The organism is Variovorax sp. J22R115, from assembly GCF_030317005.1.
In the GTDB taxonomy this organism is placed as follows: domain Bacteria; phylum Pseudomonadota; class Gammaproteobacteria; order Burkholderiales; family Burkholderiaceae_C; genus Variovorax.
Genome location: NZ_JASZYM010000012.1, coordinates 221,349 through 245,000, shown reverse-complemented (window position 1 = coordinate 245,000; position 23,652 = coordinate 221,349). Strand labels below are relative to the sequence as shown.

The following is a 23,652-nucleotide window of genomic DNA, read 5'->3' as shown; positions in this document are numbered from 1 at the left end:
CCACGAGTGAGAGGACGGAAATGCTACCCCGGCTGGCGAGGATTCTGAAGCGCACGGCGCTGGTGATCGGCGTGGTCTTCATCACCGCAATCGCGCTGCGCACCTACGACGTGCAGCGCGGCCCGCCCCTCGAACTCTGGCACACGCATGTGCCGCACGAATTGTCCCGCGCAGAACTCGCCAAGTCCGACTGGGCCGGCTATCTGGCCGCCGAGGACAAGGTCTTCGCAGAGGTACGCACCGAGGTCACCGACAAGCTGCCTCCCGAGGCGCGCGTGCCCGGCAATCGCTATTACGACGGCGGCCTGGTCTATCCGGGGCGTTTCGTGCAGGATTGGAACCGGTCCTATGTGCTCGAACCGCAAGGTGCGCCGCGAGGGGCGGTTGTCCTGCTGCATGGATTGACCGATTCACCTTTCAGCCTGCGTCATGTCGCCAATCTCTATCGCGACCGTGGCTTCGCGGTCGTCGCGATCCGCATGCCGGGCCACGGCACCGTTCCCGCCGGGCTCACGCGCGTGCAATGGGAAGACTGGTCCGAGGCAACCCGCCTCGCGGTGAGGGAAGCGCGCCGCCGCGCGGCCGCGCCGTTGCCACTGCACATCGTCGGCTTCTCCAACGGTGGTGCGCTGGCGATGAAGTTCGCGCTCGACGGCCTGGACGATTCGAGCCTGGCGCGACCGGACCGGATCATCCTGATCGGCCCGATGATCGGCATCACCGAACTTTCCCGCTTTGCAGGCGTGCTCGGCTGGCCGGCCATGTTTCCGGCGTTCGCCAAGGCGGCGTGGCTGGGCGTCGTGCCGGAATTCAATCCGTTCAAGTACAACTCCTTCCCGGTCAACGGGGCGCGGCAGTCCTCGCTCCTCACGCGCGACCTGCGCTCCCACATTGCGCGCGAAGAGAGTGCCGGCCGCCTCGCGAAACTGCCGCCGATCCTCACCTTCCAGTCATTGATCGACTTCACGGTGAGCACACGCGCAATCGTGACCGGCCTGTATGCGCGGCTGCCGAGCAATGGCAGCGAGTTGGTGCTGTTCGACCTGAACCGCAGCGTCAAGTTCGGTCCGATGCTGCGATCGGGGAGCGACCTGCAGCCGAATCGCGTGCTGACGCCGGCGCCGCGACAGTTCCGGTCGACGCTGATCACCAACACCGGGCCGAACAGCCGTCAGGTGGTGGAGCGCGTCACCGAGGCCGGCGCGGTGACAGAGAAGACGCGGCTGCTCGATCTCGAGTTTCCGGCGGAAGTGTTCTCGTTGTCGCATCTGGCGCTGCCCTTTCCCGTCACCGATTCGTTGTACGGAATAAGCCCCGACATGAGCGAGGACTTCGGAGTGAACCTCGGTGCCCTTGCAGTTCGCGGCGAGCGCGGCGCGCTCATCGTCAGCCTGGATTCGCTGACGCGCCTGTCGTCGAATCCATTCTTCCCCTACATGGCCGATCGGATCATCGAAGTGATCCCGGCCAACTAAGAGAGGCAAGCAGGCGCAGACGGCTCAGGCGTGGCCGGCCACCGGCTGACGGGTTCGCAGCAAGCTGAACACGGCGGCCACGGCGGCGCAGCATGCGGCGAGCCCGAGCGCGATGACCTGGCCCTTGCCGTCGTGCGGGCTCCAGATGCTGAATATCGCAGCCAGCAGCACCGCGCCCAATGTCTGGCCGGTCAGACGCGCAGTGCCCAGCATGCCGCTCGCCGCGCCGCTGCGATGGGATGGCGGCGAAGTCACGATGGTGTGATTGTTGGGCGACTGGAACAAGCCGAAGCCCACGCCGCACAGGGCCATGCGCCACACGATGTCGGCATTGGCGGGATGCGCGGGCAACGCCGCGAGCAGCACCAGGCCGGTGGCCAGCAGGGCCAGGCCGATGCCGCCCAGCAGGCCGTCCGGATACCGGCCGATGAGCCGGCCTGCGATCGGTGCCATGACAACGATCGCCAGCGGCCACGCCGTGATCAGCAATCCGGCTTCGAAATGCGAGCGTCCATAGGTCTCGAGCAGCAGGAAGGGCAGCGCGATGAACGACAGCATCTGGGCGCAGAAAGCGCTGATGGACGTTCCCATCGAGAGCGCGAACACCGGAATGCGCAACAGGTCGACGGGAAACAGCGGCAGCGTCAGCGTGCGTTGCCGCCGCAAATAGACAAAGCCCACCGCGATACCGGACAACAGCAGTGCCCAAGCCCAGGGGCTGGCGCCTTGCCCCGCATCGCCGCGCACGCCCAGCCGATCGGCGCCGACGAAGATCAATGCAAACATCAGCACGTTGAGCAGCACGTCGAATGCCGAGAAGCGGGAGTCCGCCGAAGCCTTGTCCCGGTTGGCCGGCAATGCGCGCAAGCCCAGCGCGAGCACCAGCGCGCCCAGCGGCACATTGAGCGCGAACAGCCACGGCCACGAGGCGACCGACAGGATGGCCGCCGCCACCGTGGGCCCGGCGACCGACGCGGTCGCCACCACCATCGAGTTGATCGCCATGCCCCGGCCCAGTTGGTCCCGCGGATAGATCAGCCGCACCAGTGCCGCGTTGACGCTCATGATCCCGGCCGCTCCCAGTCCCTGGAGCGCCCGCGCGGCAATCAGCATGCCGAGCGAGTTGGCGAAGGTCGCAAAGAGCGACGCCACCGCGAACAGCGCAATGCCCACCAGATACACACGCCGATAGCCGATGAGATCCCCCAGCGAGGCCAGCGGCAGCAGCATGACCAGCGTGGCGATCTGGTAGGCGTTGACCACCCAGATCGCATGCGCCGCGTCCGCATGAAGCTCGCGCGCGATGCCGGGCAGCGCGAGGTTGACGATGGTGCCGTCGAGCACCGCCACTGCGATGCCCAGGATGATCACCAGCATCGCGTGCCAGCGTTGCGGCTGGGGCAGCCCCTCGGTGACAACGGATACGGACGTCGGTGCCGTCACCATCTCATCCCGCCGCACAGACTTCCCTCTGACGCCCGCCGAGCGTGAACCATGTGAGCACCACGGCAATGAGCGCACCTGCCGCCATGCCGGCGACCATGGGCAACGGCTTGCCGTTCGTGAAGGCGCCGACCACCGCCATCACCAGCGAGCCCGTCAGCATCTGCAGGGTGCCGAGCAAGGCCGAGGCCGTGCCGGCGATGGCACCGTGCTTTTCGAGCGCGAGCACCGAGGTGGTCGGAATGACGAAGCCCATCAGGGCGCTGGCAATGAAGTACAGCATGATGAGCACGGCCAGCCGATCGCCTCCACTCAGGTAGTAGGCGAACATGAGCGTCATGACGATGCCGCAGGCACTCACGCTGGACTTGACCACGCGCACGATCCCGAAGCGCTCGCACAGCGGTCCGTTGAATTGCGCGGCGCCGAAGAAGGCCGCGGCATTGACGCCGAACGCCACGCTGTAGAGCGTGGGCGACAGGCCGTAGTGGTCGATCATCACGAAGGACGAGTTCGCCAGGTAGGTGAAGAAGCCCGCCATCGCGAAAGCGCCGATGAACACCAGCCCGAGGTAGTGCGTGTCGCGCAGCAGCACGCCGTAGGCCTTGAGCGCGCTGCCCAGGCTGCTTTCCACGCGCTGCTCCGCGGGCCGCGTTTCCTTCAGCACGGATGCCACGGTCGCCAGACCGACCACGGCCGCGACCGTCACCGCCCAGAACACGCCGCGCCAGCCGGTGAAGGCGATCACCGCGCTGCCGACCAGCGGCGCCAGGATCGGCGACACGCTGAATACCAGCATCAGCAAGGACATCAGCCGCGCCGCGTCGTTACCGGTGTGCAGGTCACGCACCACCGCGCGCGGGATGGCCATGCCTGCCGCTGCGCCGAGGCCCTGCAGGAAGCGCAGCGCGATCAGCATCTCGATGTCGGTCGCAAGCGCGCAACCGATGCTCGCCAGCGCGAAAAGGACGAGACCGAAGTAGAGCGGCGGCTTGCGTCCCACCATGTCCGACACGGGGCCATAGAGCAATTGGCCCACGCCCAGCGAGAGGAAGAACGCCGTGAGGCTCATCTGCACGGGGCCGATGCCGGCGCCCAGGCTGCTGCCGATCTCCGGCAGCGCGGGAAGGTACATGTCGATCGCGAACGGGCCGATGGCCGACAACAGGCCCAGCACGAGCGCGATCCTGAAGAAGCGCGATGAAGTCATCGCCCCATTGTCGCCAAGGCGGCAATGGGCCGCAGGCAGCGCGAAGCGACGCGCTGTGCTAGGTCTCGGGTCTTGAGCTTGCCGTCAGAAGAGCGATTCGGTGTCGCTGTCCGGCCTGGCACCCTCGATTGCAAGCATGCGCAGTTTCGAGGCCGCGCCGCCGTGCGCGGAGAAGCCGCCCCACTTGCCGCCGGCCGCCAGCACGCGGTGGCAGGGCACGACGGGCGCGAATGGATTGAGGCCGAGCGCCTGCCCCACGGCGCGCGCCAGCCCCTTGTCGCCGAGCTCGGCCGCGATGTCGCCGTAAGTGCGGGTGCGCCCGGGCGGGATGCGGCGTGCGATGGCATAGACGTGTCGATGGAAGTCGCTGACGCCTTCCAGATCGAGTTCGATCTCCAACAGGTCGAGCGGCTCTCCGTCCAGCAGTGCACAGATGGCCGACGTGGCCCGATGCACTTCGGGCGGCGGCTCGATTTCCTGCAACTGTGGAAAGCGCCGTGCCATTCGATGGCGCGTGGCGCCCTCGTCCGATTCGGGCAACTGGACGCCGACGATGCCCCGCGGGCCCCAAGCGATGCCACATGCGCCGATGGCGGTGGCAAACAACGCGAACCCGGTCGTACTCATGGCTGCCGCCGATGCGTTCGTCAAGCCGCGCAGGACGGCACCTGATTCGCCTTGATGGCCGAGACGCTGGCGGCAATGGCATCGGCCAGCTTCGCGGTCACGCGCTGCGCACCCTGCGCCAATGCGTCGAAGCCGCTGCCGACAGGTTCCGACAGCGACAGCTGGCACCCGGTCGCCGGCCCTTCGTCGGTGCGGCGAACGGTCCAGGTAAAGCTGGCGTCGACACGGCTGCCTTCCGCCGCATCGAACTGCCCCAGTTGCACGGCGATGCGGGTCGCCGGCTGGCCCCGCAGGCGGCCGGTCTTGGTCACGTCGACCGCCCCGAGGCGGCTGGCAATGCTGCTGCCCAGTGCGTCCCGCAGCTCGCTGTCGAAAGAGGACGACCAGCGGTGGTCTTCCAGGATGTCGACCGCCGGGCTTTCCGGCGAACCCTTCTTGCGAACCACCATCTGCGGCCGTGCAAAGCGCTCGGGCATCGCGATGGGCGCGAGTTCGATATAGACAGGTGTCGTGCCGCCGGCTGCGACAGCCGTCCGGACGGGCGCTGCAGTTTCGGCCAGGCTGTAGTACTGCGGCCCGCTGCTGGTCGCGCAGCCTGCCATCAGCAACGCAGCGCCGAGAGTGGCGGCCACGCATCGGGAGTTCATCGATCTCATTTCTGCTTGTCCTCCGGCTTGCCACGGATCAGTGATTCAGGATGGCGCTCCAGGTAGTCGGTGAGGATCCGCAGCGAAGCCGCGGCGCGCGTGACTTCCTGGAGGGTCTGCCGCATGTCCTGCTGCAGCGGCGAATCGTCGGCGATCGTCCTCTCGGCTGACTTGAGCGTGCGACGCACGTCCTTCATGGCCGCGGTCATCTCCGGCGTCACGTCGTTGTTGAGGCTCTTGGCGAGCTGCTCGGTCGTGGCGAGGGTCTTGTTGAGCGTGCCCAGCGCCTTCCGCAAGTCGGCGCTGATCTCATCGAACGGCACCTTGTTGAGCTTGCGCGCGATGTCGGACACCTGCGACTGGAGTTCGTCCAGGCTGTTGGGGGTCGTCGGCAGTTCGAGCGGTGTCCGACTGGGGTCGATCCTGGTCGGCTTGGCTTCGGGGAAGAAGTCGATGGCGACGTACACCTGCCCCGTCAGCAGATTGCCCGTACGCAGCTGGGCGCGCAAGCCCTTGCTGACGAGGAACTGCCACCGATCCAGCGGCGAGTAACGCGAATCGATCGTCGCGCCGATGGCCCTGCGCCGCATGCGGTCGGGGTAGATCTGCACCACCACGGGCATCTTGAATTCGCGCTCGTCGCGGTCGAATTCGACGCCGATCGACTTGACCTCGCCGATCACGACACCGCGAAAGTCGACGGCCGCCCCGGGCGACAGGCCGCGCAACGACTGGTTGAAATACAGCAGCATCGTCTGCGAAGGCCCGTCCGGCTCCTTCATGGCCGAGGCTTCATCGGCCGCCAGGGCGAAGGCGGTGTTCTCCTGCGCGACCGGACCCGCCGCGTCGTCGGGCGCCTGAAAGGCGAGGCCGCCGAGCAGCACGGTCGCCAGCGACTGCGTGCGCACCTTCAGGCCGCTGGCATTCAGCTCTACGTCGAAGCCGCTGGCGTGCCAGAAGCGCGTGTTGACGCCGACGAACTTGTCGTACGGCGCATTGACGAAGACACGCAGCGTGACGCCGCGGCCGTCGCCGTCGAGTTCGTACGCCGCGAGCTGGCCGACCTTGATGCGGCGGAAGTACACCGGCGAGCCGATGTCGAGCGATCCGACATCGCGTGCCCGCAGCAGGAACTGCCGCCCCGATGCGTCGCGCGTGACGATGGGCGGCACCTCCAGCCCGGTGAACTCGCCAGCGGTCTCTTCGGAGGTGCCTGCATCGGCGCCGATGTACGCACCCGAAAGCAAGGTGCCGAGGCCTGAAATGCCGGTGGTGTCGAGGCGCGGGCGCACCACCCAGAAGCGCGTGTCCTGTGCTGTGAAGCCGCTGGCTTCCTTCTTGAGCTGCACCAGCACGCGAACGTGGGAGCGGTCATTGGCGAGGCGAATGCTCTGCACCGTTCCGATCTGCACGTCCTTGTACCGGACCGCCGTCTTGCCCGCTTCGAGGCCTTCGGCGGTCTTGAAGGTCAGCACCACTTCGGGGCCACGCTCCATCAGAATGCGCGCGACCAGTGTCACGCCGACGAGGGCCGCCACGACGGGGATCAACCAGATCATCGATGGCAGCCAGTTCCGCCGCCGTACGACCTTGGGCCGGGTCAATGGGGGGTTCTCGGCCACTTTGTCTTCTTCGCTCATACGACTCTTTCACCTCTTTTCGTTCCGTCCGGCTGCTTCTTGCCCTTCGCGGCCCGCGTGTCCCAGGTCAGGCGCGGATCGAAGCTGAGCGACGCCAGCATGGTCAGCACCACCACCGCGCCGAAGGCCGCGATGCCCACCCCGGCGGTGATCTCGGCAAAGCCGTGGATTCGAACCAGGCCGGCCAGGAGCGCCACCACGAACACGTCGAGCATGGACCAGCGTCCGATCACTTCGAGGATGCGGTAGAGCTTGGCGCGCTCCAGCTGGCGCCAGTCGCTGCCGCGCTGGGCCATGAAGTTCAACAAGGTGAGCGCCGTCAGCTTGAACAACGGCACCAGAAAGCTCGCGATGAAAATGAGCGCCGCCAACCCGTAGGCACCGGACACCCAGAAGTAGATGACGCCGCTCAGGATGGTGTCCTGCTGTGTGCCGAACAGGCTCTTGGTGATCATCACCGGCAGCATGTTGGCCGGCAGATAAAGGATGGCGGCCGCGATCAGGAACGCCCAGGTACGGTTGAAGCTGTCGGGCCTGCGGGTGTGCAGGAGGGTCGAGCACCGCGCGCAGTGCTCGCCCTCCTCGGCCCCTTCCCATACGGTGCCGCAATGGTGGCAGCTCATCAGCCCGAGTTGAGCGCCCGTCCGGAACGGTGGTGTCGGTTCCGTCATTGGCTTCGTGGAGCGGTCCGGCGCGGCACTCATTCGCTCTGCCCGACTCGCGGCTCGAAAGCCATTTCCCAGAAGGTCCGGGGATTGAAGGACAGCACTGCCGTCAGCAGCACCGTCAGCCCGGCAAAGGCCCAAAGGGCCGGGCCTGGTATGACCTGCGCCATGCTGCTCAGCTTGATGATCGCCACCAGCACGCCCAACAGAAACACTTCCACCATGCCCCAGGGCCGCAGCGCCTGCAGCGCATTCACGAGGATGACGAATCCGGCCGGCCGGCGTTCATACGCCATCGGCACCAGCAAATAGAACAGGATGCACAGCTGCATCAGCGGAAAGAGGATCGTGGTCGCCAGCACCAGCAGCGCAACCGGCGACATGCCCTCGGAACTGAGCGCCACCACGGCGCCCGCGAGCGTGGTCTGGCTGCTCAGACCTTGCAGCTCGATCTCGACGATCGGAAACAGGTTGGCGATGGCAAACAGGATCAAGCAGGCGACCGTGAGCGGCAGCACGCGCGCGCTCTGGTCGCCCGCATGGCGGTCGAGCTCGGTCCCGCAGCGCGGGCAATGCGAGACTTCTCGATGGCGCAGCGGCACGCGGCGGTAGACCGCGTCGCAGCCTTCGCAAACGATGGCGTCAGGTACTTCTGTCATGGCTTGGGCCGCCCATTGTCCGCGACGTGGGCGACCAGGAAGTCAAGCAAGGCTCGCACCCGCGCCGGCAGCCGGCCTGCCTTGCCCAGATAGACGGCGTGGATCGGCGCCTCATCGCCCGGATTGAACTCCTCCATCACCGTCACCAGCCGGCCCGCATCAATGTCGGATTGCACCTGATACAGCGACAACCTCCCCAGGCCAACGCCTTCCACGATCAGCGCACGCAGCGTCTCCCCATCGCCGCAACGCACGTTGCCCGCGATGGGCATGTCGATCACGCGGCCGTCGACGCGCAGCGGCCAGTCCGGCACGGTGCGCCGGTAGTTGAAGCCGAGGCGGTTGTGGGCTTCCAGTTCCTGCGGCGTGCGCGGGGTGCCGTAGCGTTGAAGGTAGGCGGGCGAGGCGACGATGGCCTGCGCGGTCGCACCGAGCCGGCGCGCGACCAGATCCGACGCCGGTAGTTCGCCCCAGCGGATCGCGACATCGGTGCGCTCGTCCATCAGGTCGACCACGCGGTCGGTCAGCACGATGTCGAGCGTGACCTGCGGATGCAGTTCGAGAAAGCGCGGCACGAGAGGAATCAGCACCTGATGGCCGAAAGGAACACTGGCGTTGATGCTCACGCGCCCGCGCGGCATGGCCCCGGCGGCGGCGCAACGCTCGGCCTCGTCCATGTCGGCCAGCACGCGCACGCTGCGCTCATAGAAGTTTCGGCCTTCGGGCGTGAGTTGCAGCTTGCGGGTCGAGCGGTGCACCAACTGCGTCGCCAGGCGCGTTTCCAGCCGTCCGATGAGCTTGCTGATGGCCGAGGGCGTCATGCCCAACACGCGGGCTCCGGCCGAGAAGCTGCCGCGATCCACCACCTGAACGAAGGCTTCCATTTCACCGGAACGATTCACTTCGATACGGGGCATATGTGAATTCAACTCACAGTTGTGTGTCCAATCGGGATTCTAGTCAATCAACAGGCGTGCCCGCACAGTACGGGACATCATGCCTGTAGCTCTTCTCGCCCTCACCGCCGGTGCCTTCGGGATCGGCACCACCGAGTTCGTCATCATGGGCCTGCTGCTGCAGGTTTCGACGGATCTTCATGTCTCCATCGCGGCCGCCGGCCTGCTGATCTCGGGCTACGCGCTCGGGGTCGCGGTCGGTGCTCCGCTGCTCACCATCGCCACGCGCAGGATTCCGCGCAAGACGGTGCTGCTCGCGCTGATGGCGATCTTCACGCTGGGCAACATCGCCTGCGCTCTGGCCGCCAACTACGAGATGCTGATGGCGGCGCGCGTCGTCACCTCGCTCGCGCACGGTACCTTCTTCGGGGTCGGCTCGGTCGTCGCCACGGGCCTCGTGCCGCCGGAACGCCGTGCCTCGGCCATCGCCATCATGTTCACGGGCCTCACCGCCGCTACGCTGCTCGGCGTACCGGCCGGCGCCTGGCTGGGCCTGCACTATGGCTGGCGCGCGACCTTCTGGGCCGTGGCGCTGATCGGCGTCGTGGCAGTCACGGTGCTGGCGGTCTTCGTCCCGCGCGGCAAGGCCGACGACCGGCCCTCGCCGCTGCGCGAGGAATTGGCCGTCCTGGGCCGGCCGCAGGTGCTGCTGGGGCTTGCCATGACAGTGCTGGGCTTTGCCGGACTGTTCGCGGTGTTCACCTACATCCAGCCGCTGCTCACCGAAGTGACGGGCGTGTCCCAGGCAGCCGTGTCGCCGATCCTCCTGATCTTCGGCGGCGGGCTTGCGGTGGGCAACCTGCTGGGCGGCAGGCTGGCCGATCGCTCGCTGATGCCGGCATTGCTGGGCACGCTGATGGCGCTGGCCGTGGTGCTCGGCGCGATGCAGTGGGTCATCCACACGCCGGTGACGGCAGTCGTCTTCGTCGTTCTTCTGGGCATCGCATCGTTCGCGACGGTGGCGCCGCTGCAGTTGCGCGTGCTGGAGAAGGCCTCCGGCGCGGGACAGAACCTCGCGTCCAGCCTCAACATCGCCGCCTTCAATCTCGGCAACGCGCTCGGTGCGTGGGTTGGCGGCGTGGTGATCGAGCGCGGACCGGGTCTCGCTGCGCTGGGCTGGGTCGCCGCTTTGCTCACGCTGGTCGGTCTGGCGATCGCGCTGTGGAGCCGTGCGCTCGACCTGCGCGCGCCCCTCCCCGACTGTGCGACGGCCAGCGCCTGAACCACCCGCATTTCACATCTCTCACAAGGAACCACCATCATGGAACAACGCTTTCTCGGCAGTTCGGGCTTCAAGGTGCCGGCCCTCGGCTTCGGCGCCGGCACCTTCGGCGGCGAAGGCCCGCTCTTCAGCGCCTGGGGCAACACGGACGTCGCGGGCGCGCGCCGCATCATCGACATCTGCCTCGACGCGGGCGTCAACCTCTTCGACACGGCGGATGTGTATTCGAGCGGCGCATCCGAATCGATCCTTGGCGCAGCCATCGAAGGCAGACGCGACAAGGTCATCCTTTCGACCAAACTCGCACTGCGCGCGGGTGATGGGCCGAACGACGTCGGCGCCTCGCGCCATCACCTGATCCAGGCGACGGATGCCGCGCTCAGGCGTCTGGGCACGGACTACATCGACCTGCTGCAACTGCACGCCTTCGACGCGATGACGCCGGTCGATCAGGTGCTGCGCACACTCGACGACCTCGTGCGCGCCGGCAAGGTGCGCTACATCGGCGCATCGAACTTCTCGGGATGGCAGCTGATGAAGTCGCTGGCCGCGTCGGACCGGCTGGGGCTGTCGCGCTACGTGGCGAACCAGACCTACTACTCGCTGATCGGCCGCGACTACGAATACGAACTGATGCCGCTCGGCATCGACCAGGGCGTCGGTGCGATCGTGTGGAGCCCGCTCGGGTGGGGCCGCCTCACCGGCAAGATCCGCCGCGGACAGCCGCTGCCCGACGGCAGCCGCCTGCACGAGACGGCTGGCTTCGCACCGCCGGTCGAGCAGGAACGGCTCTATCGCGTGGTCGATGCGATGGACCAGGTGGCGGAGGAAACAGGCAAGACGCTGCCGCAGATCGCCCTCAACTGGCTGCTGCAGCGGCCGACGGTGTCGAGCGTGCTGATCGGCGCGCGCGACGAAGCGCAACTGAAGCAGAACCTCGGCGCGCTCGGCTGGCAACTCACGACGAAGCAGATCGCCCGGCTCGATGCGGCCAGCGCGGTGACGCCGCCCTATCCCTACTACCCTTACTGGAACGGCCAGTTTGCAGAGCGCAGCCCGGTGGCTGTGTAGTGTCCAGGGCGCTCAGAGCGCGACCAGGGTCTCGAAGCCACCCCAGAACATGCGCTTGCCATCGAAAGGCATGCTCTTCATGTCCATCATCTCGGCGAGGCGGGGATCGCTCATGACCTTGGCGTTGACCTCGTCGCGGTGGGCGCGCGAGTTGAAGACGATGTAGGCGAAGACGACGGTCTCGTCGTCCTTCAGGTTCACACTTTGCGGAAACGATGTGACCTCGCCCGGCTTCACATCGTCGGCAACGCATTCGCGGTATTCGAGCGCGCCGTGTTCGCGCCAGACCTTGCCGGCCTTCGTGGCTATCTCGCGATACTTCTCGATATTGTTCTTGGGAACGGGAACAACAAATCCATCGACGTAGGCCATGCAAGGGTCTCCTTGAAGCTTGGGTTGACGATACAGAACCGAGAAGTTCAGTATAAGCAGGCCCTCTTCCAGAGCCTACCCAAACCCCCGATGGCCGGTGCGGGATTACGAGCGCAATTGCGCGCGCAGGTTCGCACCGATCTCTGGCCGCTCTAGGAAGGGATCGGCGGGATTCGTGATCGACACGATGTTCTCCATGCGGCTCTTCACGTTGCCCAGGGCCTTGGGATGGCTGAACACGTAGAACTGATTCGCGCTGATCGCTTCGAAGACCTTCTGCGCCACTTCGGCGGCGGTTACCTTGCCGCTGCTCACGGCCTTGTTGCTCATGGCCTGGCCGATCAACTGGCTCTTGGTGAGTTCGCCGGTGGGCAGCGAGCCCGGACGGTTGCGCTCGCTCTGCGTGATGCCCGTGGGCACGAAGTAAGGGCACAGCAGGCTGGCGCCGACCTGGTCAGTGACGAGCTTCAAGTCCTGGAAGAGCGTCTCGGTCAGGCTCACGACGGCCGCCTTGGCCGTGTTGTAGATGCCCATGTTGGGCGGCGTCAGCAGGCCCGCCATGCTGGCGGTGTTGACGATGTGGCCGCGGTAGGCCGGGTCCTTGGCAGCGGCCTCCAGCATCATCGGAGTGAACAGGCGCACGCCATGCACCACGCCCCACAGGTCGACGCCGAGCACCCATTCCCAATCGGCGACTGTGTTCTCCCACACGAGGCCGCCCGCGCCCACGCCGGCGTTGTTGAAGACGAAATGCGGCGCGCCGAAACGCTGCTGCACGTCTTTGGCCAGCGCTTCCATCTGCGCAGCATTGGCCACGTCGACCTTGCGCGCGAGCACCTGTGCGCCGGCGGCTTCCATCTCTGCCTGTGCCTTGTCGAGCGCGTCCTGCTGAACGTCGACCAGCACGAGGTTCATGCCGCGTGCTGCGCCGATGCGCGCGCATTCGAGGCCGAAGCCGGAGCCTGCACCGGTGAGAACGGCCGTCGTGCCCTTGAAATCCTGAATCATTTGCGCGTGTCCTTTCGTCTCTGTTCTGCGGAGACGCTATTGAATGACGGAATCGCTAAACATGCAGTCGCAAAGGTGCCCGCGCTGCGTCGTCCGCGCATCAACTCTCGACGGGCTTGAGCACGTAGCCGATTCGCGGGAAATGCACGTGCACCGTGCCGATGCGATCGCCTGTACGGCGCAGCGAGTAGTGCGTGCGCGAGGCGGCGATCAGTTCGCCCTCGGTCGGCTCCGGCCCGAAGCTTTCGGCCGCGATCGTGACGCGCGATCCGAGCGCGATACCGTGCTCGTCCTGGAAAGTGCTGTCGGACAGCAGTGTGTGCGGTTCCGACGCGGCCGCCACTTCGATGGCCTGCGTCCCATCGAAGGTCTCCATCGTGCCGTGCCCGATGCCGGCCATGCGGTCCAGCCAGTCGACCACCGCCGGCGTGAGCTGCAGGATGCCGGCCATCGAAGGCGTGCGCTTGCGAGTAAACCACAGCGGGTGATAGCAGGCGAAGTCCGCCACTGTGGGGAACGCGCCGAGCAGGCAGTCGGTGTCGTCCAGCATGTCGGACAGGCGCCGCAGGTAGGACTTGTAGGCCGCCGCGGCATCTCCGGGGCGTAGCCGGACCATGTTGCCGCTCATCGCCTTGCGGTCGTCGCCGAAAGCCTTGGCGAGTTCGGGCGGCGCCTTGCCGAAAACGTCTGCCGCGCCTTTGCCGCTGAAGCTGTAGGCCATCGAGGCCCAGAACAGGGAGGTGTCGGCCCATTGCGCGACGAGCCGGGACAGTCCCTTGCCCGGCTCGGGATAGATCGACGGCGTCGGCGCCAGGTGCTCGATCACGTCGCAGATCAGCGCGGTGTCGCAATAGATGTCGGCGCCGATCTGAAGCACAGGCGTCTTGCGGTAGCCGCCCGTGAGCGCGACGAGATCGGGCTTGGGCATGATCTGCGGAATGATCACCGACTTCCAGGCCAGCTTCTTGTAGCCGAGGATCAGCCGGATCTTTTCGGAGAACGGCGAGGTCGCGTAGTGGTGGAGGATCAGGTCTGCCATGGAAGTCCTTCGCGGGTGCGGGATCAATGAGGCTGCGCGCGCGCAATGATCGCATCGAAATCGACGCCGGCGCCGAGCGTGCCGAAGGCGTGGCCCCAGTCGCCGCCGAGGCGCGATGCGCAGAAGGCGCCGACGACGGCGGCCGGCGCAGTCTGTGCGAGCAATGCGCCCTGCACCGCCAGCGCTACGTCCTGCGCCAGACGGCGCGCCTCGGTCTCGGTCGCCATCGCCTCGATGCGTGCCGGCAGCGCCTCGGCCAGACGGTCGAACGCTGCGTCGCTGCCTCGCGCCGGCGCCAGTTCGCGCGCCAGCGCAGCAATGGCATCGCCCTTGCGCAGGCCGCGCAGCAGGTCGAGCGCCATGATGTTGCCGGCGCCTTCCCAGATGGAGTTGAGCGGCATCTCGCGGTAGACGCGGGCCATCACGCCTTCGCCGCCCTCTTCCACATAGCCATTGCCGCCAAGGCATTCCATCGCCTCCTGCGCGAAGAGGCTGCCACGCTTGCAGATCCAGAACTTGGCGACCGGCGTGAGCAGCCGCGCCATGAGGCGTTCGTGTTCCTCGTCCGGCTGGTCGAAGGCCCGCGCGAGGCGGATGGCGAGCGCGGTCGCCGCTTCGCTTTCGAGCGCCAGATCGGCCAGCACGTTCTTCATCAGCGGCTGCTCGATCAGCCGTTTGCCGAAGGCCTGGCGTTGCGTGGTGTGGTTCAGCGCAAGGCTCAACGCCTGCCGCATCAGTCCGCTGGTGCCGAGCGCGCAATCGAGCCGAGTCATCGTGCCCATCTCGAGGATCTGCGAAATGCCGCGGCCCTCTTCCCCGACCAGCCAGGCGCTCGCGCCGTGGAATTCGACTTCGGAGCTCGCATTGGCCTTGTTGCCGAGCTTGTCCTTCAGCCGCTGGATGTGGATGGTGTTGCGGCTCCCGTCCGACAGCACACGCGGCAGGAAAAAGCACGACAACCCGGCCGGCGCCTGCGCGAGCACCAGAAAGGCGTCGCACATCGGCGCGGAGAAGAACCACTTGTGGCCGGTGATCTCGTAGCGCTCGCCCCATCCGTCGCTGCCGGCGCGGACGGCCCGCGTCGTGTTGGCACGCACGTCCGAGCCGCCCTGTTTCTCTGTCATGCCCATGCCCATGGTCACGCCGGGTTTCTCGTGCCATGGCTTCAGGACAGGGTCGTACCAGAGGCTCGCCAGCTTCGGCCCCCAGTCGGCGTGAATGGCCGCATTGCCGCGCAACGCCGGCGTCACCGCGTAGCTCATCGAGATCGGGCAGAGGATCGACGGCTCGAGTTCCGTGAAGAGCATGAAGCCCGCCGCGCGCCGTACGTGGCACGACGGCGAATCGCCGGTCCACGGCGTGCCGTGCAGGCCCGCGCCCACAGCCGTCGTCATGAGCGCGTGATAGCTCGGATGAAACTCCACCTCGTCGATGCGCCGGCCGAAGCGGTCGTGCGTGTGCAGCACCGGCGTGTGCGTGTTCGCGAGCCGTGCATGCGTCTGCATTTCCGCGGTGCCGATCTGCGCACCCAGATGCTCCAGCGGCGCAAGCTGCAATTGCGGCGCATTGAACTTCAACGCATCGCGCAGCGGCCGGTTGGTCTCGAAGAGGTTGTAGCCGCTCAGCGAAGCCGGCTGGTTGAAGACCTCGTGAGTCGTATCCATATCCGGCCTCCGTATGGCTTGGTCAGATCAGTTTGACGAGTTGCTTGCCGAAGTTCTTGCCCTTGAGCAGGCCCAGGAAGGCTTCGGGCGCCGATTCGATGCCTTGCGCAACCGACTCGCGCGGCCGCAGCTTTCCGCTCGCGACCAATCCGCCAAGTTCGGCCAAAGCCTCGGGCCAGACTTCCATGTGCTCGCTGACGATGAAGCCTTCGAGCTTGAGCCGGTTGATCAGGAACAGCGCCGGGTTGGCCAGCGGCAGCGGCTGTCCGTCGTAGCCCGCGATCATTCCGCACAGCGCGATGCGCGCAAAGGCGTTGGTGCGCAGCAGCACCGCGTCGAAGATATAGCCACCGACGTTCTCGAAGTAGCCGTCGATCCCGTTCGGGCAGGCTTCCTTGAGCGCCGCGCTCATGGTCTTGACGTCGGGATGCTGGCGGTAGTCGATGCAAGCGTCGAAGCCCAGTTCGTCCGTGACGTACTTGCACTTGTCCGGGCCACCCGCGATGCCGACAACCCTGCAGCCGCGCGCCTTGGCCAGCGCACCGAAGGCACTGCCGACCGCACCACTGGCAGCCGTGATGACCACCGTCTCGCCTGCCTTCGGGTTGATGATCTTCACCAGGCCGTACCAGGCCGTGACGCCGGGCATGCCGACCGCGCCGAGGTAGTGCGACAGCGGCACATGGGTCGTATCGACCTTCTTCAACGCGCCTGGCTGCGAGGCATCGACCACGCTGTATTCCTGCCAGCCGCCGAAGCCGACGACCTTGTCGCCCACCGCGTACTTGGGGTGCTTGCTCTCGACCACTTCGCCGACGGTGCCGCCCTGCATCACCTGGCCGAGGGGCTGCGGCTGCGCGTAGCTCTTGGCGTCGTTCATGCGGCCGCGCATGTAGGGGTCGAGGCTCATGTAGTGATGGCGAACCAGCACTTGGTTGTCCTTGAGCGCGGGCGTCTCGGTAGTCACGAGCTTGAAGTTGCTGGCGACGGCTTCGCCCTCGGGGCGGTTGTCGAGGATCTGTTGTCTGTTGGTGGGCATGGTGCTCTGGGTATGAATGCAGTCAATCGGTGGACGGGGGTCGCATTTCGTTGGCGCTGGCCGGGCCGGTCGGCAGGCGGCGCTTCACGTACTTGAAGGTGCCGGTCGCGTGCGCGCAGACGCGCTCCTGTGCGTCGTAGATCTTCGCCTCGGTGAACGCGAGCGTCGCGGTGCGGTGAAGCAGCTTGCCGCGTGCCACCAACGGGCCGACGGAAGGCGCCATGAAGGTCGTCTTCATCTCGATGGTCACCACGCCGATCTCCGGCGTGTCGCTGCGTGCGGCCGCTGCCATGGCGATGTCGAGCATCGTCATGCAGGCGCCGCCGTGCGTCACGTCGAAGGTGTTCAGGTGCTCGGGCTTCGCGGTGTAGCGAAGCTCTGACTCGCCGCCTTCGAACTTGGCGATCTCGAAGCCCAGGTGGCGCGCGAAGGGAATGCGGTCCACGTAGGACAGCAGATTGATGTTGTCCGGCGTGGTCATGCTCCGAGCACCACGCTGACGCCGCCGTCGATCGCCAGCCACTGGCCCGTGATGTGTTTGCCGGCGTCGCTTGCGTAAAGCAACGTGACGCCCTTCAGATCTTCGTCGTCGCCCAGACGGCCCAGCGGCGCGTGCGAGGCCATCTTCTCCTCGCCGATCGACTTGATCAGGCCGGCGGCCATCTTGGTCATGAAGAAGCCGGGGCAGATCGCGTTGACGTTGATGTTGTACTTGCCCCATTCGGCCGCCAGCGTGTGCGTGAAGCCGATCACCGCGCTCTTGGACGTGTTGTAGGCCAGCGTCTGCATCTCGGGCGGGTTGCCGTTGAGGCCGGCGATGGACGCGATGTTGATGATGCGCCCCGACCTCTTCGGGATCATGTAGGCGCGGGCTACCTGCTGCGCGAGGATGAAATAGCCGCGCACATTGAGGTTCATCACCTTGTCCCAGGCCTCGACCGGATGATCCTCGGCCGGAGCACCCCAGCTCGCGCCGGCGTTGTTCACGAGGATGTCGACGGCGCCCATGCGTTCGAGCGTCTCGGTGGCCAGCCGGCGCGTGTCCTCTTCCTTCGAGCAGTCGGCCGCGATCCAGCGCGCATCGATGCCCGCGGCCTGAAGTTCGGCGGCAGCCTGCTCGAGGTCGTCGGCCTTGCGCGAGCTCAGCATGATCTTCGCGCCGGCCTCGCCGAGCGCATGCGCCATCTGCAGGCCGAGGCCGCGCGAGCCGCCGGTGACGAGCGCCACCTTGCCGGTGAGATCGAAAAGTTTCTGGATGCTGCGTGCAGTCATGGTTTCTCCGGGATCAATGGGTTTCGTAGTCGAGCACGCTGCGCGATTCGCGCAGGCCGCCGAGGACTGCAGACACCTCGACATGCGTCGGGTGCTCCAGGTAGGCTTGCAATGCCGACTTGTCGTCGAAGCACGAGACGAGCACGACATCGCAGTTGGCTTCGAGGCCTTCGGTGCGGACAGCGGCCTCGAATTCGCGCATGCCGGGCACGAGGCCCTTGCAGCTGTCGAGCTTGGCCTTGAACTGGGCGGCGTCGCTGGCCTTCTTGAGTTTCCACATCACGATGTGCTTGATCATGGCGTGTCCTTCAATCCTTGTGGCGGGAACGAACGTAGATCAGCACGATGCCGACCGCTGTGAGCGCCGCGCCGGGCACGGCGAGCGACCAGCCGAGGGTCTCTTCGGAGCGTCCGGTCGCGATACCGATGATGATCATGAAAAGCCCGCCGTAGATCAGGATCCAGATCCATTTCTCCAGCGCGGCATGCGGGTTGGCTTCAGCCATCAGAATGCCTCCTCGGGCAGCGCCGTGCAGGTCGGATCGCGACTCTCGACGACGTTGAGCCAGGCGCCGATTTTCGGCAGTTCGTAGTGGAAGAAGTAATCGGCCGCGGCGACGCGCCCCGCCGTGGCCGGCGACGCCTTCGCCGCATCGCGCTCCAGCGCATGCTGTGCAACGTCCAGCCAGATCCAGGCCAGCACCACGTGGCCGAAGGCCTGCATGTAGGGCACGGCGTTGGCGAGAGCCTCCTGCGGATTGCCGGTGGACCACGCGGCCTTCGTCGCGTAGGCGACGCGCTGCAGGGCTTCGGCCAGCGCCTTCGCATGGCCGGCCAGCGCAGGCACCGAAGCAGCGCGCCGCATCGTGTCGGTCATGCGTCCGGCCAGCAGTTGCAGGCCGCGGCCGTCTTCCATCAGCACCTTGCGCCCCAGCAGGTCGGCCGCCTGGATGCCATGCGTGCCTTCGTGGATCATGTTGAGGCGGTTGTCACGCCAGTACTGCTCCACCGGGAAGTCGCGCGTGTAGCCGTAGCCGCCGTGCACCTGGATCGCCAGCGAGTTGGCTTCGAGGCACCATTCGCTGGGCCAGCTCTTGGCGATGGGCGTCAACACTTCGAGCAGCAAGCGTGCGTCATCGGCAGCCTGTGCGTCGCCGGTCTTCTGTTCGTCGACCAGCCGCGCGCAATAGAGCTCCAGTGCCAGTGCGCCTTCGCAGTACGCCTTCTGCGCGAGCAGCATGCGGCGCACGTCGGCGTGTTCGATGATGCGGACCTGCGGTCTGGCCGAGTCCTTGCCGGCAGGGCCCGCGGGCCGGCCTTGCGGGCGGCTCTTCGCGTAGTCGAGCGAGGCGTGATAGCCGGCCATGCCGAGCATCGTGGCCGCGGTGCCGACGCCGATGCGTGCCTCGTTCATCATGTGGAACATGCAATGGAGGCCCTTGCCGGGCTGGCCGACCAGGTAGCCCACGGCGCCGGCCTTGCCGCTCACCGGGAACTTGCCTTCGCCGAAATTGAGCAGCGTGTTGGTCGTGCCGCGCCAGCCGAGCTTGTGATTGAGGCCCGCAAGCGCGACATCGTTGCGCTCGCCGGTCAGGCGGCCTTGTGTGTCGACCATCTTCTTCGGCACGATGAAGAGCGAGATGCCGCGAGTGCCTGGAATCAGCTTGCCGTTTTCGTCGGGAATCTTCGCCAGCACGATGTGCACGATGTTTTCGGTCAGCTCATGGTCGCCGGACGAAATCCACATCTTGTTGCCGGTGAGGCGGTAGCGCGGGCCGAGCGGGTCATCTTGGAAATCGGCGCCATCGGGCACGGCGCGCGTCGCGACGTCGCTCAGGCTGGAACCGGCCTGCGGCTCCGACAGGCACATCGTGCCCGCCCAGCGACCCGCGAATTCGTTCTTGGCGAACACTTCCTTCTGCATCTCGGTGCCGTGCACCATGAGCAGGTTGGCGTTGCCGCTGGTGAGCATGTTCGAGCCGATGCTGACCGAGGCCATGGCGAAGAAGCTGTTGGCTGCGGCCGACAACGTGTAGGGCAACTGCATGCCGCCGATGTCGTAATCCTGCGCCGCACTCAGCATGCCGGATTCGACGAAGGCCTTGTGCGCGTCGTGCGTGGCGCGCGGCAGGATGACCTTTTCGCCGTCGAAGTGCGGCTCCTGCATGTCGACGGTGCGGTTGAACGGCGCGTACTTCTCGCGCGCGATGCGCTCGCAGGTGTCGAGCACCGCGTCGAAGGTCTCGCGCGAATGGTCGGCGAAGCGCTCGCGCTCGTTGAGCGACTCGGCATGGAGCCAGTCGTAGAGAAGGAAATCGAGGGTGGGACGAAGGCTCATGGATCTGTTCGCAGCGCGATCTGTGGGATCTATGGATTGGATGGCAACCGTGCAATGGTGCCCTGCGCGATGGCGCAGAGCTTTTCCTCGCCGCCGGCGACCGCGAAGACCTCGCAGGTACACACCGACTGCGATTGGCCGACGTGCACGGCCCTGGCGCGCGCAATCAGGCGCTCGCCGATGGCCGGCCGGACGTAGTTGATCTTGTACTCGGCGGTGACCACCGGCACCTGCATCGCGGTTCCGCCCGCGAAGGTCAGCGCGTTGTCGGCCAGGTAACTCACCACGCCGCCGTGGACGAAGCCGTCCTGCTGCCGGACCTTGTCGGTCACCGGCAACTGCAGGTCTATGAAGCCCGGCGACAGCGCGTGCATCTCGGCGCCGATCAGCACGCTGAAAGGCTGCGACGCCAGCGCCTGCCTGCCCATCGAAAGAAATCGCTCGGGCGTGACCTGCGCTCGCGACGCCATATCAGTTCTCCGCCACGCTTTCGCGAATGAAACCGGCGCAGCCAAATCCAGAAACTCCGCCGAGCCGGCTTTGCCGGGCCGCCGGGGTTGCCCCCGGAAAGGGGGTGGAGAGCGACACGCAGTGCGCGAGCCTGGGGGAGAACTTCATTTCAGAGGACTTCGAACACGCCCGCCGCGCCCATGCCGCCGCCGATGCACATCGTGACGACAACCTTCTTGGCGCCGCGGCGCTTGCCTTCGATCAGAGCGTGGCCCGTGAGACGCTGGCCGCTCACGCCGTAGGGGTGGCCGACCGCGATCGCGCCGCCGTCGACGTTCAGCAGTTCGGCCGGGATGCCGAGCTTGTCACGGCAGTAGATGACCTGCACCGCGAAGGCTTCGTTCAGTTCCCAGAGGTCGATGTCGCTGACCTTGAGGCCCAGGCGCTTGAGCACCTTCGGGATCGCGAAGACAGGACCGATGCCCATTTCGTCAGGCTCACAGCCCGCGACCGCGAAGCCGAGGAAACGGCCGATCGGCTTCAGGCTCTTCTGCTCGGCGTACTTTTCATCGACGAGCACGCAGGCGCCGCCACCATCAGAGAACTGGCTGGCATTGCCGGCCGAGATCAGTCCGCCGGGGATGGCCGAGCGGATGCCGCTGATGCCTTCCTTGGTGGTGCCGGCGCGGATGCCTTCGTCGTTCTCTATCGTGACTTCCTTGGTGCGCAGGCCCATCACTGGATCGGCCACGCCCGCCAACACCGTGATCGGGGCGATCTCGTCCTTGAAGCGGCCGGCTTCCAGCGCGGCGGTGGCCTTCTGCTGACTGGCTGCGCCGTATTCGTCCATGGCGTCGCGGCCGATGTTGTAGCGCTTGGCGACCTGTTCGGCCGTCTGCAGCATGTTCCAGTAGATCTCTGGCTTGTGCTTGACGAGCCAAGGGTCGGCCAGCATGTGCTTGTTGGCTTCGTTCTGCACGCAGGAAATGCTCTCGACGCCACCGGCCACGTAGACCTCGCCTTCGCCCGCGATGATGCGTTGCGCCGCGGTCGCGATGGTCTGCAGGCCCGACGAGCAGAAGCGGTTGATGGTCATGCCCGACGTGGTGATCGGCAGGCCGGCTCGCAGTGCGATCTGGCGCGCGATGTTGGAGCCGGTCGCGCCCTCGGGCGTGGCACAGCCCATGATGACGTCGTCCACCGACGCGGGATCGATGCCGGCGCGCTGCACGGCGTGTTGCACCGCATGGCCGCCGAGCGTGGCACCGTGCGTCATGTTGAAAGCACCCTTCCAGCTCTTGGCGAGCGGCGTGCGGGCGGTGGAAACGATGACGGCGCTGGTCATGGTGTGGTCCTTTGAAGAAGAGGAATGACGGTTACTGTGGCTGTGCGGTGTTGCGCAGCAGCTGGTGATAGAACTGGATCATCTCGGCGTAATTCGAGATCGAGACGCGCTCGTTGGTACCGTGGAAACGCGGAAGGTCCTCGCTCTTCACGCGGAACGGCGAGAAGCGGTAGACCGCATCGCTCACGATGCTGAAATGGCGCGAGTCGGTAGCGGCGGTCATCAAGCCGGGTGCGACGAGTGCATCCGGAAACACCTGCCGCACGGCCTGCTCGATCGAGCGGTAGCCGGTGCTGTTGGTCGGAGAGACCGGCGAAGGCTCCGAGTTGCCCGGATAGCGCTTGACCTGGATCGCGTCGTTGCCCAAGGCGCGCTTGAGATGCGCCTCCACGCTGTCGATCGTGTCACCCGGCAGGATGCGGAAATTGACTGCGGCCTCGATGCGACCCGGCAGCACGTTGTCCTTGTTGCCGGCGCGCACGATGGTGAGCGCGGTGGTCGTGCGCAGCATCGCGTTGCTGCTCGGGCTCTTCTGGAGCTGGCTTTCGACCAGCGGCCGTGTGAGCCAGAGATTGGAGAGCATCACGCGGTTGATGCCGCTCATCTCCGGCGCGAGCGTGCCGAACATCTCGCCAGCCACGCCCTGGATTCCACCGGGCATCGGGGTCGCCTCCAACCGCGCCAGTGCCGCGCTCATGGTGCCGATGGCGCTGTGCGCCGGCGGCATCGACGAGTGGCCAGGCGCCGTGTCGAGCGACAGGAAGAAGGTGCCGTAGCCCTTCTCCGCCAGGCCGATCAGCGCTGCCGGCTTCGACAGGCCGGGCAGCACGCCATCGAGCACGAGCAGGCCTTCGTCGAGCACCCAATCGAGGCGCACGCCACGCGACTTGAGTAGTTCGGCGATGGGCAGCGCTCCACGCAGGCCGCTCACCTCTTCGTCGTCGCCCATCACGAGGTAGACCGTCTGCTCGGGCTGGAAGCCGCTGCCGATCAGCATCTCGATGGCTTCCATCTGCGCCATCAGGTTGCCCTTGTTGTCGAGCGTGCCGCGGCCCCAGACGAAACCATCCTTGATCTCGCCGGCGAAAGGATCGACCGACCAGGCTTTTTCGGTGCCCGACGCGATGGGCACCATGTCCTGGTGCGCCATCAGTGCGACAGGCTTGGCCGCGGGGTCCGAGCCGGCCCATGTGTAGAGCAGCGCCTTCTGGCCGACCACTTCCTTCTTGAGCGTGGCATGGACCTTGGGAAACTGCTGCGCCAGGTAGGCGTGCAGCTTGTCGAACTCCACGTTGTTCGCGGCCGGGTCTTCGAGGCTGGACACCGTACGGAACTGAATCGCACCGGACAGGCGCTTCGCAGCGGCCTCCTTGTCAATGGGCAATGCGGGCGCGGGCGCCACGGCGAGCTGCCGCGACGGCGTGCGCCAGGTGTTGACCGCCACCGCCGCCACCAGTGCGAGGAGCACCAGCAGCAACGCAAGAGAAACGCGTTTCAGCATAGAGCGGTC

General features: G+C 66.2%; 24 protein-coding genes. 3 read left to right on the top strand and 21 right to left on the bottom strand.

All coding sequences use genetic code 11. The features are described 5' to 3' along the window. The first annotated feature begins 20 nt into the window (after positions 1-20). A complete protein-coding gene (locus QTI04_RS22130) occupies positions 21-1,475 on the top strand; it encodes a carboxylesterase (protein WP_286617587.1) in 1,455 nt (484 codons plus the stop codon). Between the two features lie 24 nt (positions 1,476-1,499). Here the strand turns inward: QTI04_RS22130 and QTI04_RS22125 are convergent, their stop codons facing one another. The 8 genes from QTI04_RS22125 to QTI04_RS22090 all read right to left on the bottom strand — a co-directional run bounded on the left by QTI04_RS22125 (position 1,500) and on the right by QTI04_RS22090 (position 9,283). Then, positions 1,500-2,921: an MFS transporter gene (locus QTI04_RS22125; RefSeq protein WP_286617586.1), complete on the bottom strand. Its 1,422-nt coding sequence runs from the start codon at positions 2,919-2,921 to the stop codon at positions 1,500-1,502. Between the two features lies 1 nt (position 2,922). After that, positions 2,923-4,128, bottom strand: a complete 1,206-nt coding sequence (locus QTI04_RS22120) for a multidrug effflux MFS transporter (protein WP_286617585.1) — start codon at positions 4,126-4,128, stop codon at positions 2,923-2,925. An 84-nt stretch (positions 4,129-4,212) separates the two neighbouring features. Continuing rightward, positions 4,213-4,755: a methylated-DNA--[protein]-cysteine S-methyltransferase gene (locus tag QTI04_RS22115; protein WP_286617584.1), complete on the bottom strand. Its 543-nt coding sequence runs from the start codon at positions 4,753-4,755 to the stop codon at positions 4,213-4,215. A gap of 20 nt (positions 4,756-4,775) precedes the next feature. Continuing rightward, the gene (locus QTI04_RS22110; protein ID WP_286617583.1) at positions 4,776-5,402 is read right to left on the bottom strand and encodes a membrane integrity-associated transporter subunit PqiC; all 627 of its coding nucleotides are present in this window, start codon (positions 5,400-5,402) and stop codon (positions 4,776-4,778) included. A gap of 5 nt (positions 5,403-5,407) precedes the next feature. After that, positions 5,408-7,042 carry an intermembrane transport protein PqiB gene (locus QTI04_RS22105; RefSeq protein ID WP_286617582.1) on the bottom strand — a complete coding sequence of 545 codons (1,635 nt, stop codon included), beginning with the start codon at positions 7,040-7,042 and terminating at the stop codon, positions 5,408-5,410. Next, positions 7,039-7,713 (bottom strand): paraquat-inducible protein A, encoded by a 675-nt coding sequence (locus tag QTI04_RS22100; protein ID WP_286598371.1) that lies wholly within the window; start codon positions 7,711-7,713, stop codon positions 7,039-7,041. The genes QTI04_RS22105 and QTI04_RS22100 overlap by 4 nt, the downstream gene beginning before the upstream one ends. A gap of 29 nt (positions 7,714-7,742) precedes the next feature. After that, on the bottom strand, positions 7,743-8,366 hold the full coding sequence (locus QTI04_RS22095; RefSeq protein WP_286598370.1) for a paraquat-inducible protein A: 624 nt from the start codon (positions 8,364-8,366) through the stop codon (positions 7,743-7,745). Next, positions 8,363-9,283, bottom strand: coding sequence for a LysR family transcriptional regulator (locus QTI04_RS22090; RefSeq protein WP_286598368.1), 921 nt, complete (start codon positions 9,281-9,283; stop codon positions 8,363-8,365). Before QTI04_RS22090 ends, QTI04_RS22095 begins: the two co-directional genes overlap by 4 nt. A 79-nt stretch (positions 9,284-9,362) precedes the next feature. On the opposite strand from QTI04_RS22090, the gene QTI04_RS22085 reads away from it, so the two are divergent. Next, entirely contained in the window at positions 9,363-10,544 is a 1,182-nt protein-coding gene (locus QTI04_RS22085) for an MFS transporter (RefSeq protein ID WP_286617581.1), read from the top strand. Positions 10,545-10,583: 39 nt separating this feature from the next. Continuing rightward, a complete protein-coding gene (locus tag QTI04_RS22080; protein ID WP_286617580.1) occupies positions 10,584-11,615 on the top strand; it encodes an aldo/keto reductase in 1,032 nt (343 codons plus the stop codon). Positions 11,616-11,627: 12 nt separating this feature from the next. On the opposite strand, the gene QTI04_RS22075 is transcribed toward QTI04_RS22080, so the two are convergent. The 13 genes from QTI04_RS22075 to QTI04_RS22015 form a co-directional block, all read right to left on the bottom strand. Next, complete coding sequence (locus tag QTI04_RS22075) at positions 11,628-11,987, bottom strand: DUF1428 domain-containing protein (protein WP_286598363.1); 360 nt, start codon at positions 11,985-11,987, stop codon at positions 11,628-11,630. 105 nt (positions 11,988-12,092) lie between these two features. Beyond that, the gene (locus QTI04_RS22070; RefSeq protein ID WP_286598362.1) at positions 12,093-12,995 is read right to left on the bottom strand and encodes an SDR family oxidoreductase; all 903 of its coding nucleotides are present in this window, start codon (positions 12,993-12,995) and stop codon (positions 12,093-12,095) included. Positions 12,996-13,095: 100 nt separating this feature from the next. Then, the gene (locus QTI04_RS22065; protein WP_286598360.1) at positions 13,096-14,034 is read right to left on the bottom strand and encodes a glutathione S-transferase family protein; all 939 of its coding nucleotides are present in this window, start codon (positions 14,032-14,034) and stop codon (positions 13,096-13,098) included. 23 nt (positions 14,035-14,057) lie between these two features. Further along, positions 14,058-15,698 carry an isovaleryl-CoA dehydrogenase gene (locus QTI04_RS22060; RefSeq protein WP_286617579.1) on the bottom strand — a complete coding sequence of 547 codons (1,641 nt, stop codon included), beginning with the start codon at positions 15,696-15,698 and terminating at the stop codon, positions 14,058-14,060. 22 nt (positions 15,699-15,720) lie between these two features. Next, entirely contained in the window at positions 15,721-16,737 is a 1,017-nt protein-coding gene (locus QTI04_RS22055) for an NADP-dependent oxidoreductase (RefSeq protein WP_286617578.1), read from the bottom strand. A gap of 22 nt (positions 16,738-16,759) precedes the next feature. Next, a complete protein-coding gene (locus QTI04_RS22050; protein ID WP_286598356.1) occupies positions 16,760-17,218 on the bottom strand; it encodes a PaaI family thioesterase in 459 nt (152 codons plus the stop codon). Next, on the bottom strand, positions 17,215-18,009 hold the full coding sequence (locus tag QTI04_RS22045) for an SDR family oxidoreductase (protein ID WP_286598355.1): 795 nt from the start codon (positions 18,007-18,009) through the stop codon (positions 17,215-17,217). Before QTI04_RS22045 ends, QTI04_RS22050 begins: the two co-directional genes overlap by 4 nt. 13 nt (positions 18,010-18,022) lie before the next feature. Further along, entirely contained in the window at positions 18,023-18,307 is a 285-nt protein-coding gene (locus QTI04_RS22040; RefSeq protein WP_286598354.1) for a Dabb family protein, read from the bottom strand. A 10-nt stretch (positions 18,308-18,317) separates the two neighbouring features. Continuing rightward, entirely contained in the window at positions 18,318-18,515 is a 198-nt protein-coding gene (locus QTI04_RS22035; RefSeq protein WP_286598352.1) for a hypothetical protein, read from the bottom strand. Then, positions 18,515-20,347 carry an acyl-CoA dehydrogenase gene (locus tag QTI04_RS22030; RefSeq protein ID WP_286617577.1) on the bottom strand — a complete coding sequence of 611 codons (1,833 nt, stop codon included), beginning with the start codon at positions 20,345-20,347 and terminating at the stop codon, positions 18,515-18,517. The genes QTI04_RS22035 and QTI04_RS22030 overlap by 1 nt, the downstream gene beginning before the upstream one ends. Before the next feature lie 29 nt (positions 20,348-20,376). After that, positions 20,377-20,817 carry a PaaI family thioesterase gene (locus tag QTI04_RS22025; protein ID WP_286617576.1) on the bottom strand — a complete coding sequence of 147 codons (441 nt, stop codon included), beginning with the start codon at positions 20,815-20,817 and terminating at the stop codon, positions 20,377-20,379. Positions 20,818-20,966: 149 nt separating this feature from the next. Beyond that, a complete protein-coding gene (locus QTI04_RS22020; RefSeq protein WP_286598347.1) occupies positions 20,967-22,142 on the bottom strand; it encodes an acetyl-CoA C-acyltransferase in 1,176 nt (391 codons plus the stop codon). 31 nt (positions 22,143-22,173) lie between these two features. Next, a complete protein-coding gene (locus QTI04_RS22015) occupies positions 22,174-23,643 on the bottom strand; it encodes a M20 family peptidase (protein WP_286598345.1) in 1,470 nt (489 codons plus the stop codon). Between the last annotated feature and the right edge of the window lie 9 nt (positions 23,644-23,652).

Excerpts from the sequence above, each read along its gene's own strand:
- QTI04_RS22130 (WP_286617587.1), top strand. The coding sequence starts at position 21 with ATGCTACCCCGGCTGGCGAGGATTCTGAAGCGCACGGCGCTGGTGATC.
- QTI04_RS22125 (WP_286617586.1), bottom strand. The coding sequence starts at position 2,921 with ATGGTGACGGCACCGACGTCCGTATCCGTTGTCACCGAGGGGCTGCCC.
- QTI04_RS22120 (WP_286617585.1), bottom strand. The coding sequence starts at position 4,128 with ATGACTTCATCGCGCTTCTTCAGGATCGCGCTCGTGCTGGGCCTGTTG.
- QTI04_RS22115 (WP_286617584.1), bottom strand. The coding sequence starts at position 4,755 with ATGAGTACGACCGGGTTCGCGTTGTTTGCCACCGCCATCGGCGCATGT.
- QTI04_RS22110 (WP_286617583.1), bottom strand. The coding sequence starts at position 5,402 with ATGAACTCCCGATGCGTGGCCGCCACTCTCGGCGCTGCGTTGCTGATG.
- QTI04_RS22105 (WP_286617582.1), bottom strand. The coding sequence starts at position 7,042 with ATGAGCGAAGAAGACAAAGTGGCCGAGAACCCCCCATTGACCCGGCCC.
- QTI04_RS22100 (WP_286598371.1), bottom strand. The coding sequence starts at position 7,713 with ATGACGGAACCGACACCACCGTTCCGGACGGGCGCTCAACTCGGGCTG.
- QTI04_RS22095 (WP_286598370.1), bottom strand. The coding sequence starts at position 8,366 with ATGACAGAAGTACCTGACGCCATCGTTTGCGAAGGCTGCGACGCGGTC.
- QTI04_RS22090 (WP_286598368.1), bottom strand. The coding sequence starts at position 9,283 with ATGCCCCGTATCGAAGTGAATCGTTCCGGTGAAATGGAAGCCTTCGTT.
- QTI04_RS22085 (WP_286617581.1), top strand. The coding sequence starts at position 9,363 with ATGCCTGTAGCTCTTCTCGCCCTCACCGCCGGTGCCTTCGGGATCGGC.
- QTI04_RS22080 (WP_286617580.1), top strand. The coding sequence starts at position 10,584 with ATGGAACAACGCTTTCTCGGCAGTTCGGGCTTCAAGGTGCCGGCCCTC.
- QTI04_RS22075 (WP_286598363.1), bottom strand. The coding sequence starts at position 11,987 with ATGGCCTACGTCGATGGATTTGTTGTTCCCGTTCCCAAGAACAATATC.
- QTI04_RS22070 (WP_286598362.1), bottom strand. The coding sequence starts at position 12,995 with ATGATTCAGGATTTCAAGGGCACGACGGCCGTTCTCACCGGTGCAGGC.
- QTI04_RS22065 (WP_286598360.1), bottom strand. The coding sequence starts at position 14,034 with ATGGCAGACCTGATCCTCCACCACTACGCGACCTCGCCGTTCTCCGAA.
- QTI04_RS22060 (WP_286617579.1), bottom strand. The coding sequence starts at position 15,698 with ATGGATACGACTCACGAGGTCTTCAACCAGCCGGCTTCGCTGAGCGGC.
- QTI04_RS22055 (WP_286617578.1), bottom strand. The coding sequence starts at position 16,737 with ATGCCCACCAACAGACAACAGATCCTCGACAACCGCCCCGAGGGCGAA.
- QTI04_RS22050 (WP_286598356.1), bottom strand. The coding sequence starts at position 17,218 with ATGACCACGCCGGACAACATCAATCTGCTGTCCTACGTGGACCGCATT.
- QTI04_RS22045 (WP_286598355.1), bottom strand. The coding sequence starts at position 18,009 with ATGACTGCACGCAGCATCCAGAAACTTTTCGATCTCACCGGCAAGGTG.
- QTI04_RS22040 (WP_286598354.1), bottom strand. The coding sequence starts at position 18,307 with ATGATCAAGCACATCGTGATGTGGAAACTCAAGAAGGCCAGCGACGCC.
- QTI04_RS22035 (WP_286598352.1), bottom strand. The coding sequence starts at position 18,515 with ATGGCTGAAGCCAACCCGCATGCCGCGCTGGAGAAATGGATCTGGATC.
- QTI04_RS22030 (WP_286617577.1), bottom strand. The coding sequence starts at position 20,347 with ATGAGCCTTCGTCCCACCCTCGATTTCCTTCTCTACGACTGGCTCCAT.
- QTI04_RS22025 (WP_286617576.1), bottom strand. The coding sequence starts at position 20,817 with ATGGCGTCGCGAGCGCAGGTCACGCCCGAGCGATTTCTTTCGATGGGC.
- QTI04_RS22020 (WP_286598347.1), bottom strand. The coding sequence starts at position 22,142 with ATGACCAGCGCCGTCATCGTTTCCACCGCCCGCACGCCGCTCGCCAAG.
- QTI04_RS22015 (WP_286598345.1), bottom strand. The coding sequence starts at position 23,643 with ATGCTGAAACGCGTTTCTCTTGCGTTGCTGCTGGTGCTCCTCGCACTG.